Below are 14026 nucleotides of genomic sequence, written 5' to 3'. Positions count from 1 at the left end.
AAAGACTGTATTAAAGATTAAGTTATTTTTTTATGTATGTCTTGACACAAGCTAACGAGAAATTCTGCGGGGATGCTTGTATGCAAAAGACGTATACGGTGGATTTTCTCACCAAGAAAAAGGTTAAAAATGACGGTTATGTACGGCAGTACTATATAGAAGATAACCATGAGGCAATTATACCAAAAGAATTATTTCATAAGGTACAGGCAGAAAAAGCAAGGAGAGCAAGCCTAAATAAATCGGCGATTACAAGAAAAAAGAATCTGGAATTAAGAGAGAAAAGCAAATACAGTTCAAAATATATACTGTCGGATTTAATGGTATGTGGGGAATGTGGTCATGCCTACCGTAGACAGATATGGTCCAAGTACGGTGATAAATCTGCGGTATGGAGATGTGAGGATAGGCTGAAACAAGGTAAAAAATCAAGATGCAAGAATTCACCTACCTTAAAAGAAGAACAACTACATGATGCAATTATGAAAGCGATAAATAATGTAGTAGAAAATTCAGGGGAGTTTATAGACACATTCCGAGAAAATGTAATAAGAGTTATCGGTAACTACAGCACCCAAGGGGTTACAACCCAATATGACGAACAGATAGAAAAACTGCAAGAGCAGATGCTTATACTTATAGAAAATAACGCAAAAGAAGGAGTTGTCAGCGAAGAATTCGACGTAGAGTATAAGAAACTATCGGAACAGATAAATGAGCTGAAAACTGCAAAAATAAAGACGGTGCAGGCACAGAAAAATGCAGAAAATTATGTTCAAAGAATTGAGGAATTAGACAAAACGATTGGCAATGTTAATCCGCAAGTAAGAGAGTTTGACCAAGACCTTGTAAAAAGACTGATTTCTTCCATAAAGGTACATAAAGGTATGAAACTGGAGATACAGTTTCACTCGGGAATAGTGGTCAAACAGGATCTGGACTACTATGAATAATAATACTGAGGAGATCATAAAGAATTACTACATAGATATGAATAGGCATTAAAATAGGAGTGGGGTACCGAATCAAAGAAGCATTGCAAGAGGCATGGTAATAATTACACATTGCTACATAATATAAAGTAAACATATTGCAATTCTTTTATTGCCATCGATGCATGGTTATGGAAAACAAGGAAATTGCCTATGTAATCTGAATTTGAAACGAGGAGCTGTTTGTATGAATTATGATAAGGAGCCGGAATTAACTGGCCGTATCGTTTTGCCAAATGATCCACAGTATAATCAGGATCGCAGTGAATTTAATACCTTCTTTAATAGATTTCCATTGGTTATCGTATTTGCTGGAGAAACACAGGATGTAATTAATGCTATACGCTGGGCACGATACAGGGATGTGCCAATCCGTGTACGCTCTGGCCGTCATAACTACGAAGGACTATCAGTTATTGACGCCGGGATTGTTATTGATGTCAGTGAGATGAAGCGGGTTGATCTGGATAGTGAGTCTGGTATTGTCACGATGCAGACAGGACTGCGTGACTTCGAACTGGCAGAGGTACTGGGGAAGGAAGGGTTGGTAGTACCGCCCGGTCTTTGCCCGACCACCGGCATTGGAGGATTTACTCTGGGCGGCGGACAAAGCAGTCTGTCCCGGCAATGGGGATTGGCCATTGACAGCTTGCTTGGGGTAGAAATGGTCGATGCTAACGGCTGTGTACTCTATGCAGATGCCAGACACAATTGTGATTTATTCTGGGCATTGCGTGGAGGTGGAGGTGGCAACTTTGGTGTTTGTACCTCATTCCGTTTCAAAACGCACCATATTGATATGGTTGCTTATGCAAGAATTGATTGGGAGATTCAGGATCTAAAATCGGTACTTCGGGAATGGCAACAATATACAGTGCCATGTGCTGACAAGAGACTTACACCACTGCTGTCCATTGTTTCAGGTCAGCAGCCGTTATTGTTAATGCAAGGAATTTTTCTTGGTTCAGAGAATGAGCTACGATGTCTGCTGCAACCTTTGCTGATGTCCAGTCCACCTAAAGAGGTCACCATCGAAGAGATGCCATGGCTTGAAGCAGCGGCTCGGATCGGAGCTACACAGCCAGATACACCGGAATCCTTCAAGAGCGTGGGACCCTTTGTTGAGGAATTGTTACCAGATAAAGCAATTGATATTATATCGCATTTCATTAGTGAAGCACCGGCCAGCATTACAGCTTCTGTACTATTTCATGGGTTGGGCGGAGCTGTAGCTGAAATTGCAGACACAGATACGGCATATTTTTATCGCAATGCTTTATCAAATATGTCACCTTGGGCTACATGGGATGTTCCAGAAGGAGCGGCACAGGGCATTCATTGGGTGGAGGATTTCCGTAAGCCCATGCTTCCTTACACATGCGGTGTGTATGTCAATGCTCCTGATTTGCTCACTGAGAACTGGTCAGAGGAGTACTATGGCGGCAACTTTAAACGATTGACCCAGATAAAGGCAAAATATGACCCTATGAACGTTTTTCATTATCCGCAAAGCATACCACCCGACTTCTGTAGATAGCTGGTGAAGTGGAATTGCATAACCCTATAAATTTATAACATTGCTTTCTTTGAGATATATCCGATTATCTTTGGAAATGAAAGCCTTTAGGAAATCTGTTATTTTTCATTAAGGCCATTTTCTCTTAGTAAATTACAAAGTCGATTATTCATTGATGAAATGGTTGATACTATGGAATATTTAATATGTATAACATGCGGTTTTATTGTGCACTTTTTTCAATAGAAGACGGATTAGAGACTCATTATAATTGTTGCCAATAATAAGATAAGCAAGCAGATAATAGACAAGTAATAATAACTACCTATTAAAAAAATTTAGACTAATAAGTCTAATATTCCTAAAAAACGGTTGACAATTTACTTTTGAAGATGTACGCTATAACAGAACTGAATATTATCGGTAGGTGAGGCTACCACAGGGATACGGGTTACTGCCGCGGAGTAGTGGAGACACTATGAGAAGGTAAACAGTCCATATCGAAACCAAGGTATGGAATAATGTAATTTCATTGCCCTGTGAAGCTAAAGCTTGAACGATGGAGAATCAGCATTTATCGCTGTCTATTTAATGTGCTTCGGCTACTAATGCCGTAAGTGTGTTTTGTTGGGGATAAAACCTTTGCCATTGTTCAATATGATGGCAAGGGTTTTTTTATTGCCAATCTTTATAAAGGTTCACAAAATTAAAAATTTCTGGAGGTGAGAAGAATGGACGAAGGAAGTAGTAGTAGCATAAATCCAGACGGGCACAGTCGAAATCAAAATAGTATATTAATGGATAGTAGTATAGATATGCTTCGCGTGCTATTCTTCTGCCCAAATTTGATTCAATAAAGCTATGTCCTTTGGTTTATGCTGACTTCCACATATCTATCTGGCAATTTGCCAAGAATAAAAAAGGAGGTATATACCAATGAACAAGATGAATAAAAAATTAACCGCATTTCACAATGCGGGGAATATGGTTAAAAATGATAATATAGCTAGAAGGCTTTACGAGACTTCTTTGATGGAAACAGATGCGGTATTAAGGGAACTGAACACTTCTCTTAAGGGACTCAATGAGAATGTGGTAGAGGAAATGCGTGACCGCTATGGCAGCAATAAGCTTACTCAGGGCAAAAGGAAAACGCTTTCAAAGAGGATTTCCGAGGCTTTTGTGAACCCATTTACAGCAATTCTATTTGTCCTTGCCATCGTATCTATTGTAACAGATGTACTTTTAGCTGAAGCTGGAGAAAAAAACTTTACAACCGTTATTATTATATTGACAATGGTAATGATCAGCGGGCTTCTTCGATTTGTGCAGGAAACCCGAAGCGGCAATGCAGCGGATCGTTTGAGTAAGATGGTTAAGACTACGACTGCTGTAGAGCGCCAGGAAAACGGCAGAGAAGAAATTCAGCTTGAGGATGTAGTAGTGAGTGACATTGTCTATTTGGCAGCGGGAGACATGGTGCCTGCTGATGTGCGTATGATTAGGGCAAAGGACCTGTTTGTGAACCAATCTTCCCTTACAGGGGAGAGTGAGCCGGTTGAGAAGGTTCCAAGTATTGTAAAACAAGGCGAATATGACATTGTAACCGAATATCACAACCTCGCCTTTATGGGCAGTACCGTAATCAGTGGTTCTGCAATCTGCGTGGTTGTAGCTACAGGGGAAGATACGCTTTTTGGATCCATTGCAAAGGGGTTGTCAGATAAACCCGTTCAAACGAGCTTTGAAAAAGGTGTAAACTCCGTTTCTTGGATACTGATTCGTTTTATGCTGGTAATGGTACCAGTGGTATTGTTTATTAATGGTTTTACAAAAGGCAATTGGATAGATGCCCTGTTGTTTGCCATTTCCGTTGCGGTAGGCTTGACACCAGAAATGCTCCCGATGATTGTTACAACCTGCCTTGCAAAAGGCGCAGTGGCAATGTCAAAGAAAAAAACGATTATCAAGAATCTTAATTCAATACAAAACCTTGGGTCAATGGATGTGTTATGTACCGATAAAACGGGAACGTTGACACAGGATAAGGTTGTGCTGGAATATCATTTGGATGTACATGGTAACGAGGATGCGCGTGTGCTCCGTCATGCCTTTCTAAACAGTTATTATCAGACAGGATTAAAAAACCTGATGGATGTATCCATCATAGAAAGGACAGAAAAGGAAAGCAAGAAAGAAACTACTCTCCAGGGTTTGTCCACAAACTATGACAAAGTGGATGAAATACCTTTTGACTTTCAACGCCGCCGCATGAGCGTAGTGGTTGCGGATAAAATTGGAAAAACACAGATGATTACTAAAGGTGCTGTGGAGGAAATGCTCTCCATTAGCAATTATGCGGAATATAAGGGTAAGGTAGAGCCGTTGACCGATAAAATCAAGGAAGATATTCTGGCAACTGTCGACCGGCTGAATGATCAGGGGATGCGTGTTATTGCAGTGGCTCAGAAAACCAATCCTTCACCCGTGGGAGCATTTTCTATTGCAGATGAGACGGATATGGTATTGATGGGATATCTGGCTTTCCTAGATCCTCCAAAAGAAACAACTGCCTCGGCAATCAAAGCATTGAATGCATATGGTGTTGCAGTAAAAATTCTAACTGGAGATAATGATCGTGTGACCCGCTGTATCTGCAAACAGGTTGGTTTGGAAGTTGATAATCTTTTGCTTGGGTCTGATGTTGACGGTATGTCTGAGGAAGAATTGAGGCGTGCAGTTGAAACTACAAATGTTTTTGCGAAGCTCTCACCACAGCAGAAGGCAACGATAGTATCACTACTTAGGGAAAATGGGCATGTAGTTGGGTATATGGGTGACGGCATCAATGATGCAACGGCAATGAAAGCATCTGATGTAGGTATTTCAGTAGATACAGCTGTAGATATTGCAAAGGAATCTGCACATGTCATTCTGCTGGAAAAGGATCTGATGGTACTTGAGAATGGTATTATTGAAGGCAGAAAAACCTATGCCAATATGATTAAATACATTAAGATGACTGCTAGTTCAAACTTTGGCAATATGTTCTCGGTGCTTGTTGCAAGTGCGTTTTTACCATTCCTGCCTATGGCATCAATCCATCTGATTTTGCTTAATTTGATTTACGACATTTCTTGTACGGCAATTCCATGGGATAATGTAGACAAAGAATTTCTCATGGTACCAAGAAGCTGGAATCCTTCATCAATAAGTAAGTTTATGATTTGGATTGGTCCCACAAGTTCAGTGTTTGACATTACTACCTATCTACTCATGTATTTTATTATCTGCCCGTTGATGACAGGAGGCCAGCTTTTTCACCAAATAACAGACACCACAATGCAGACCTATTATATCGCTTTGTTTCAGGCAGGGTGGTTTATCGAATCCATGTGGAGTCAGACTTTAGTAATTCATATGATTCGTACACCGAAAATTCCGTTCATTCAGAGCAGAGCATCTCTTCCTGTAATTGTTCTGACCTTTACAGGTATTGCGGTTTTGACTGCGATACCATTTACCCCTCTGGGTACTGCAATTGGGCTTGTAGCTTTACCAGCAGTTTACTTTGCGTGGTTGACTGTGATTATTGTTTGCTATATGTTGCTTGCAACTTTGCTCAAGAAAATTTATATTAAAAGATACGGCGAGTTGCTTTAAATTAAGTTATTTGAAGCAAAAAGTGGAGCTGCTTACTCTAAAAAAGTAAAGCTATTTGGCGATATCCTAATCAATAAGTAGAGTTCTTTTGAGAAGGAGCAAGGATTATTATTTTCATTTAACAGGAACATTGTTAAAGTGGTAAATGGCAGAAAATTTTCCCGATAATTCACATTTAGAATGTAGCATCTGACTTATAAACGATACGGCAAAGCTTTAGGTTGAGTAAAATAACCTTTAGACTTTGCCTTTTTTTATTTATGGCTCAGAATTACAAGAAATCCAGTATCTGATGATGTTTGTATTAAGAAGAAGCAATGTGGCAGTTGCCAGGTTTCCGGAAATGTTATTGTAAAACAGATAGATAAAGAAATTGGGCAAAAGGACTACAGTAACATATGGAATGAGTTAAACCCACTTAGAGAATTCAAGCAGAATACGTTGATAGAAAGTGACCGATACGAGACATTGAGACAACGGATTACTGAAATGATGAATTTTCTGGATCAGCAAACTAGGATGGTTTGTCAACTGATAATTAATGCTAGAATATGATGTAAATTCGAAAGTTTTTGTGGTGATGGTTTTTAAGTAAACAGAAATTAGCCATTGTTATTTACACCAGTCTTTTTTGGCTCACTTTTGTTAACATGGGAACCAAACGCAAACGTTTGAAGTATGCAAAACGGGGTATATTGATTAGAACAGAGTGAAAGTAAAGTTGAAAAAAGCATATTTTGCTTATAAAATAGATTACAAAAAAGGAGGGCTTTAAATGATGTTATCCCATGAATAGGCATTAAAATAGGAGTAGGGTGTCTTGCCTACTCCTGTTTCGAAAGGTTAAAAAATTCAATCTAAAATATATTTGAAGCATAACTCCAAAACGAAGCCTTGTGGGAATCTATAAAAAGATTCTCTAGGATTGTTTCCTATATCAAGGCTAATTATTTCATAAATTTTTGCAAAGGTTATTAGATTTAATTTGCATTGTCTATTGTAAAGTCCCCCAATATCCTACGGAAACCTGTTATTTTAAATTTCTAATTCCTTAAAGTTTTCTTTTTAGTGCAGAGCATATAGAATAAGCACCTATAAATACAATGAAAATTTCAAGTCTTCCCAAAATCATACCAATCATCTCCACTACCAGTGTAGCCGAACCTGTATCAGGAGAGGTTATGCCAATTGACAGCCCCACTGTGCCAAGTGCTGAAGCGAATTCAAACATGGCCTCAGTCAGAGAACAACCTGCTGTTATTGTAAGGAGTAATGTGCCAATGATAAAAAGGCAAAGATAACTGGACACGAAACCGGTTGTATCCATAGCTAGTGTGGAATCAATTTTTGTTTTGCCCTGTGCTCTGAAATAATAAGCAGCTTCTACGTTCCTAGGTGGCAAAAGCCGTTTACGTATATTCTGTAGGGTAATACGAACCATGATATAAATTCGGGACATTTTAATTCCGCCTGCTGTTGAACCGATTCCGCCACCAATCAACATTGTCAGTATCAACATACCAATTGCAAGGGGTGGCCAGGAGGTATAGCTCATACTGGAGTAGCCTGTAGTTGAAAGAGCAGATGAGACATCAAATAAAGAACGTCGGAAACCTTCTGCAATGCCCATGTTCAAACCACTTATAAGCGAAAAAGCTGTAATTGGTACAAAAGCCAAAAGCAGGAGGAACATGAATTTAACTTCGCTGACTCTAATAACTTGTCGCCATTTTCTTTTTGTAAGAAGAGCGAGAACGGCAAAGTTTGTTGTGCCTATTAACATCAGAATTACTGTAATAATATCAATAGAAAAACTTTTATATTCACCAATGCTGTTGAGTCTGGTTGAAAATCCGCCAGTAGATAATGCACACATTGTATGGTTAACTGCATCAAACAAACTCATTCCCGCAATTACATAAGCCAATATACCTGCAAATAGAAACCCATTGTACATTAAACAAATGGTTCGAGCTGTCTTTTTCAAATTAGGCATGAGCTTGTCGGGGTGACCTTCGGCATTATACAGATTCATGGATTGCTTATCCTGCACAAGCATAACAATCATCATCACAAATCCTAATCCACCACAAAATTGCATAAAGCTTCGGTGAAACAGAAAGATGTGTGGGGTAGCGGACACATCCATAACGGAAAGGCCGGTGGTCGTCCAACCGCTGACAGATTCAAACAACGCCTGAACGAATGTAAGTTGACCGCTAAGAATGAATGGCATGGCCCCAACAAGAACGCCCCACGCCCATGCAAAAAGAACGGTTATGCTGCTGCGTTCCATGGAAGACCGCCATTGAAACGTTGAAGCCTCTTTTTTCCCAACTAAACAGACAATACTGCCTGCTAAAATGGAGAATAACGAAGGCCATATAAAAGAAACAACATGAACAGCATCCTGTGGATAAAAAGGCACAATCACTAAAGGGACAGCCACAAGAAGGCCGATTAGCAACATGAGTTTTCCATAATTACTGCGATTTGAGAATTTACGAGTCATGCGATTCACCGTCCTGTTAATTCATAAATTGCCGCCATCTCTTGCTTAGCAGAGGATATGAGAACAAGCATATCTCCTGCTAGAATGCGGGTATCACCTCTTGGCACCATTGTAGCATCACCACGAAGAATGCAGCCAATAATAACTTCTTTGGGAAGGTTGATTTCCCATAGCTTTTTCCCCACAGCTGGGGAAGTAGCTGGAATAGGAACTTCAGCAATATTGACTCGCCCCTCACCAATGGGAATTAATGTTGTGATTTTGTCTAAAAAAGCCTGCTGTTCAATAATGCCCGTGATGGCAGTAATTGAGCAAACAACACTGTCTATTCCCATCTTGTAAAAAAAATCCGTTTTTTTAGGGTCTGTTAAGAGTGATACTGTTTTTGCAACGTGGAATCTTTTTTTACACAATTCACAAATAACTAGATTGTCTTCATCTTTTGCAGTCATTGCAATGGCTATATCGGCATCGCCTGCACATGCATCTTCCAGTACAAATGGCCTTGTCCCATCCCCGTTTATGACCGTAAGTTTGTCGATTTCAGCCAGTTTCAAGCAGTCTTCATATGTATCATTTATTACAGTTACACGGTATCCCTTGCTAATTAAAGAGGTTGCAAGGGATTTTGCTTTGTTTCTTCCTCCAATAAGCAGTACCTTCGTTTTCATTGTTCTTCCCCCTTAATTGCATCATCTTGAGATAATATTTTATCTACTTCTTTTGCAGACAAAACAGCTGGACAAATGGTTTCGATGCCGAATTCGTGATAGACATATTCCCTTTCAGGATCATACAGTCTGGCGATGACACGCTTAATGTGAAATATTTCTCGTGCTATCTGGGCTACCATAATATTAGCATTATCGTTATTGGTAACGGCAATTACGGCGCTTGCATTGCCTATCTGTGCTTCCTGCATTACATCAATGTCAGTAGCATCGCCAATGATGGAAAGTCCTCCAAAAGAGGGTGACAGTTTACGAAAAGAGTCCTTATTTTTATCAATAATCAGAACATTTCCGCCTCCGTCTGAAAGAGTATTTGCAAGATTAGCCCCCAGCCTGCCGCAACCGATGATGATTATGTAGTTCTCATATTCTTGTTTGCTTGTTAATCGTTTCATATTTAATCCCTCCTGATGAAATGGCCAATTCCGTGTGAATCATATTCGACTGAATAGTTACTAAAGTTTCCTGGGCTTTCATTTGAAATGCAATCACTTTCATCATAAGCACACCTGCCGTTTGAAAAAAATGTACCATAGCATTCTAGGTTTTGCCGTGCAGGCAGGTAAGAGGGGTCAAGTGCCCAAGCCGCACGAAAATGCTTCATGGCGGCAATATGCTCTCCCGTTTTTTCAAGCAGTATTCCAAACAGATTATGAGGCTCCGGTGCATGAGGGTAACTCCCTATTGCATCACATATTAAAGTTTCACATTTTTGATAGTCCTGAGTACCAATCAATTCCCTTACAGTCCTACAAAGGGAAATGAGATCCTCTATGTTTTCGTATACTTCTTTTCTCTCCATTGATCTGTACCTCCCTCATGGTTTTTACATGCTTATCATAACAAAGAAGCTGTGAAGACGGTGTGAGATACAATTGATTCGTGTGAGAATGCTGTGAGGATGGAAAAAGACCGCACCAGGGGTTCCCCCCGAAGCGGTCTTTACATAATAAAGAAATTTAGATTTATACATCTGAAAGGCGGTATCCTACGCCGATTTCAGTCAGAATATATCGTGGTTTTGCTGGGTTGTTTTCAATTTTGCGCCGCAATCCTGCCATCAGTTTGCGAAGTGCCTGAGTATCAGAACCATAGCCTATGCCGTAGACTTCTTTGATAATATATTTGGTAGTTAGTACTTTTCCTATGTTTCGAAAAAATAAGGAAAGCAAACTGTATTCTAATGGTGTTGTATGCAGTTCGGTGTTGTCAAGATAAACCAAGTGTTTATCGAAATCAATCCGGAGTCCACCTACAGTGAGGCTTGCCTGAGGCTTCATTCCGCCCGCCTTATGCAAGTGTCGAAGTGCAACTCGGATACGGGCCATAAGTTCCGTGGACGAAAAAGGCTTTGTGAGATAATCATCTGCGCCGCTATCCAAAGCTGCTGCCTTTTCTTTGTCTTGGTCACGAGCTGAAACTACTATGATAGGTATTTCCGACCACTCACGAACTTTTTTGATAACTTCCATGCCGTCAAAATCCGGAAGACCAAGGTCAAGGAGCATAAGATCAATTTGTTCGGAAACAAGTGTTGATAAAGCGCTTTGTGCCGTTGTAGCAGTTGTATAGGAGAAACCTTCCTGCCTCAGTGAATAGCAAATAAAATTTCGGATTTGGGAATCGTCCTCGACAATTAAGATTTGTTCATTTTTGTTCTCCATGATTTGGTTCCTCCTTTGGTAACGTAAATATAAACTCGGAGCCACTTCCGCTGGAACGGTTATGCCCCTCTATTTTTCCTCCGTGTGCTTTGATAATCGCCTCGCATATGGGTAGTCCCAAGCCCACGCTACGCTGCCCATCGGCTGTTCCTGAGCTAGTGGTGTAAAACATCTTAAAAATATTTGGTAAATCTGAAGCAGCAATTCCGCACCCGAGGTCAGCAACGGAGAATACAGCATTGTTATTTTCTTGTCTGACGGAAACACAAATTTCATAATCCGGTGATGAATGCTTAATGGCATTTTCCAGCAAATTGATAAGCACCTGTTCTATTAATCTTGCGTCCATGGGGATCATCAGCACTTCATCGGGAACATTTACGGTGACTTCATATTCTGGATACCGTTTCATGATATGATTGACGGCTCCGCCAACAACTTCTTCTACTGCTTCCAACTGTTTTGTGATTGCCAGCCTTCCATCTTGTAAGCGAGTAAGACTTAAAATATTTTCAACCAGAGAATGCAGCCAGTCAGCATCTTTATGAATACCTTGTGCCAAGGTGTATCTCATATCATCTTTACCGGTCATATCCATAAGCATTTCAGACGTCCCCATAATGCCAGAAAGAGGGGTGCGGAGATCATGAGAAATAGCGCGTAAAATATTACTGCGATACCGTTCCTGAACAGTTTCTTCTCTTGATTTTTGCTGTTGTTGTGCACTGCGAAAACGATCCATAGCAAGTGCTGTACTTTCAATCATAGAACGCAACAGACGTTTTTGAGACTCACTCATGGAAACAGCATTTTCTTTAGGTATTCTCAAAATACCCAATATAGATTCTCTACCATAAATTGGACAGTCGTAGAACTCACCGTTTTTTGCATAGCCACTTCGTAGACTCTCAATACTGTATTTTAGTGCAGAAGTATCTTCCACTTCTCGACGTACTTGCTTATTAGAACTTTGTTGTTGAATAAAGCTGTGTTCTGGCTGTCCGCTTTCATCAAAGCATAAACAGGCGGCATGACAATTCATAATACCGCTGATGGTATTTGTAGTTATACTTGCAATATCTGCAATATTGCAGGCGTCAGTCAGCCGGTTCGTAAGCTGAAAGAGAGCACTTGTTTCAGCTTCCTTTTCTTGTGCTTCTAAAGCGTTTTTCTTCACTTTAGAAGTAAGGGCACTGGTGATAATTGCTGTAATTGTCATTATTCCAAAAGTAATTAGATAAGTGGGATCGTTGACGGAAAGTGTGTAGTAAGGTTTTGTAAAAAAATAGTTGAATGTACAGGTGGCAACAACTGATGCTACAATACCATAAGTATATCCTAAAGTAAAACGGGTGATTATTAGGATAGAGAGGAGATAAACAATAACAATGTTGGTTTCAGGAAAACCAATATAGCGGAATATCCAGCCTATGCCAGTTGCAACGGTAATTATTGTTATTGTTATTAAAACATATATAATAATTTTGTTAAATTCTTTTTTTTTATAGGATTTCACGAATCATACCTCCTAAAATATTGTTGAACTAGGTACATTGTAAATTTGAATGGCTAACATAAATATGTACTATAAAGTAAAAAAGTTGAAAATAGAAATTACATTAAATTTAGTTAAAACATTTTACCATATTTGAAGCTTAAAATCCAATTATTTAAACAGATGCTATACATACTAAAACCCTTAAATAAGTAGGTTGAAGCGGAGCACTATTAATACAAACTAATACATCACGGGTAACTCTCGCTGGATCGTTTACAAGAAGATGGTGTAAATACTGAATATGAGACTATTCGTTATGATCCCGGTATTAAGGACAAGCTGATTTGGCAGGAGCAACTCCAAATGTTCATATTGGCATTGCAACCATTGACTGTAGAAAAACAATATTTCTTATTTAAACTATTTGCTAGCTACATAAAAAATAAAATAGGTTTTAGGATTACTATTTGTAATCAGTATGGTATAATAGTAATAAGGTGAGTAAATAAAAATTGGTTAGGAATGAACTAAAATAGGAAATCAGGTGGAATCTTGGACTTAAATAGAATATTAGAAAAACAAAAACTATATGAAGATGGAAAAGAAACAATTCATAAAGTGACAGTTGAATCTTATAATGATGCGTTTGAAGTGGAATTTACACATAACTCTACTGCAATTGAAGGTAACACTCTTACACTTATGGAAACAAAAGTGGTGTTGGAAGATGGCATTTCTATTGGTGGAAAAGCTCTTAGAGAAATATATGAGGTTGTAAATCATAAAAAAGCCTTCCGGTACGTGAAGCAATGCATCAAAGAAGGGCTTCTATTGGACGAAAAAATTGTAAAAGACATACATGCACTTGTTATGGAGAATATCATAGTTGGTGGTGTATATAGAAATGAAGAAGTTGTTATTAGTGGGGCTAGTCATACACCACCTGCAAGAAATGAAATGTATGTTCAGATAAAAAACTTCTTCGCAGATTTAAGGGATGAGAAAGATTTGAATCCAATTGAACTGGCGGCGTGGACCCATGCGGAATTTGTTCGGATTCATCCGTTTCAAGATGGAAACGGTAGGACATCCAGACTGATTATGAACTATCAACTAATGAGTTGCGGGTTTTTACCAATTTCTATAGCAAAAGAAAACAGATTGGATTATTACAATGCATTAGATAAATATGCAGCGGAAGGTATTCTAGATGATTTTACAAATATGCTTGTGGAATTAGAAGAGGTGCAGCTGGATAAATATATTTCTATTATATCAGAACAGAGCCAATCACAACAAATACAGCAAATGTAACAAATATAAAATAACTGCAATATAAAATAACTGCAATATAAAAGTATCAGACTTATTGGTTTGGTACTTTTATATGTATTTATGAAACAGAGATTTAGGATTGAAGAAAAAAGTATTCTACCGCCAAGGAACCACC

At 39.1% G+C, this 14026-nt stretch carries 10 protein-coding genes and 1 riboswitch; of the genes, 4 read left to right on the top strand and 6 right to left on the bottom strand.

Features of this window, described 5'->3' with window-relative positions:
- The first annotated feature begins 80 nt into the window (after positions 1 to 80).
- From RTK36_RS15490 to mgtA, 3 genes are all read left to right on the top strand, one after another.
- Positions 81 to 953: a recombinase zinc beta ribbon domain-containing protein gene (locus tag RTK36_RS15490; RefSeq protein ID WP_442871365.1), complete on the top strand. Its 873-nt coding sequence runs from the start codon at positions 81 to 83 to the stop codon at positions 951 to 953.
- Positions 954 to 1113: 160 nt separating this feature from the next.
- Entirely contained in the window at positions 1114 to 2529 is a 1416-nt protein-coding gene (locus RTK36_RS15485; protein ID WP_312048135.1) for an FAD-binding oxidoreductase, read from the top strand.
- A 391-nt stretch (positions 2530 to 2920) separates the two neighbouring features.
- Positions 2921 to 3080, top strand: a riboswitch (M-box (ykoK) riboswitch).
- A 364-nt stretch (positions 3081 to 3444) separates the two neighbouring features.
- Positions 3445 to 6171: a magnesium-translocating P-type ATPase gene (gene mgtA, locus RTK36_RS15480; RefSeq protein WP_312048133.1), complete on the top strand. Its 2727-nt coding sequence runs from the start codon at positions 3445 to 3447 to the stop codon at positions 6169 to 6171.
- 1051 nt (positions 6172 to 7222) lie between these two features.
- On the opposite strand, the gene RTK36_RS15475 is transcribed toward mgtA, so the two are convergent.
- The 6 genes from RTK36_RS15475 to RTK36_RS15450 form a co-directional block, all read right to left on the bottom strand.
- Complete coding sequence (locus tag RTK36_RS15475) at positions 7223 to 8683, bottom strand: TrkH family potassium uptake protein (protein ID WP_312048132.1); 1461 nt, start codon at positions 8681 to 8683, stop codon at positions 7223 to 7225.
- Between the two features lie 5 nt (positions 8684 to 8688).
- Positions 8689 to 9354, bottom strand: coding sequence for a potassium channel family protein (locus RTK36_RS15470; protein ID WP_312048131.1), 666 nt, complete (start codon positions 9352 to 9354; stop codon positions 8689 to 8691).
- Positions 9351 to 9809 (bottom strand): potassium channel family protein, encoded by a 459-nt coding sequence (locus tag RTK36_RS15465; RefSeq protein WP_312048130.1) that lies wholly within the window; start codon positions 9807 to 9809, stop codon positions 9351 to 9353. Before RTK36_RS15465 ends, RTK36_RS15470 begins: the two co-directional genes overlap by 4 nt.
- A gap of 2 nt (positions 9810 to 9811) precedes the next feature.
- The gene (locus tag RTK36_RS15460; RefSeq protein ID WP_312048129.1) at positions 9812 to 10216 is read right to left on the bottom strand and encodes a hypothetical protein; all 405 of its coding nucleotides are present in this window, start codon (positions 10214 to 10216) and stop codon (positions 9812 to 9814) included.
- Positions 10217 to 10379: 163 nt separating this feature from the next.
- Positions 10380 to 11078, bottom strand: a complete 699-nt coding sequence (locus tag RTK36_RS15455; RefSeq protein WP_312048128.1) for a response regulator transcription factor — start codon at positions 11076 to 11078, stop codon at positions 10380 to 10382.
- Positions 11062 to 12594, bottom strand: coding sequence for a sensor histidine kinase (locus RTK36_RS15450; RefSeq protein ID WP_312048127.1), 1533 nt, complete (start codon positions 12592 to 12594; stop codon positions 11062 to 11064). Before RTK36_RS15450 ends, RTK36_RS15455 begins: the two co-directional genes overlap by 17 nt.
- 534 nt (positions 12595 to 13128) lie before the next feature.
- Here RTK36_RS15450 and RTK36_RS15445 point away from each other — a divergent pair.
- Entirely contained in the window at positions 13129 to 13890 is a 762-nt protein-coding gene (locus tag RTK36_RS15445) for a Fic family protein (protein ID WP_312048126.1), read from the top strand.
- Positions 13891 to 14026 lie beyond the last annotated feature (136 nt).

Source organism: Anaerotignum sp., from assembly GCF_031981185.1.
Taxonomy (GTDB): Bacteria; Bacillota; Clostridia; order Lachnospirales; family Anaerotignaceae; genus Chakrabartyella.
The sequence above is the reverse complement of the archived record's forward strand: the minus strand, read 5'-3'. Positions and strand labels throughout refer to the sequence as shown.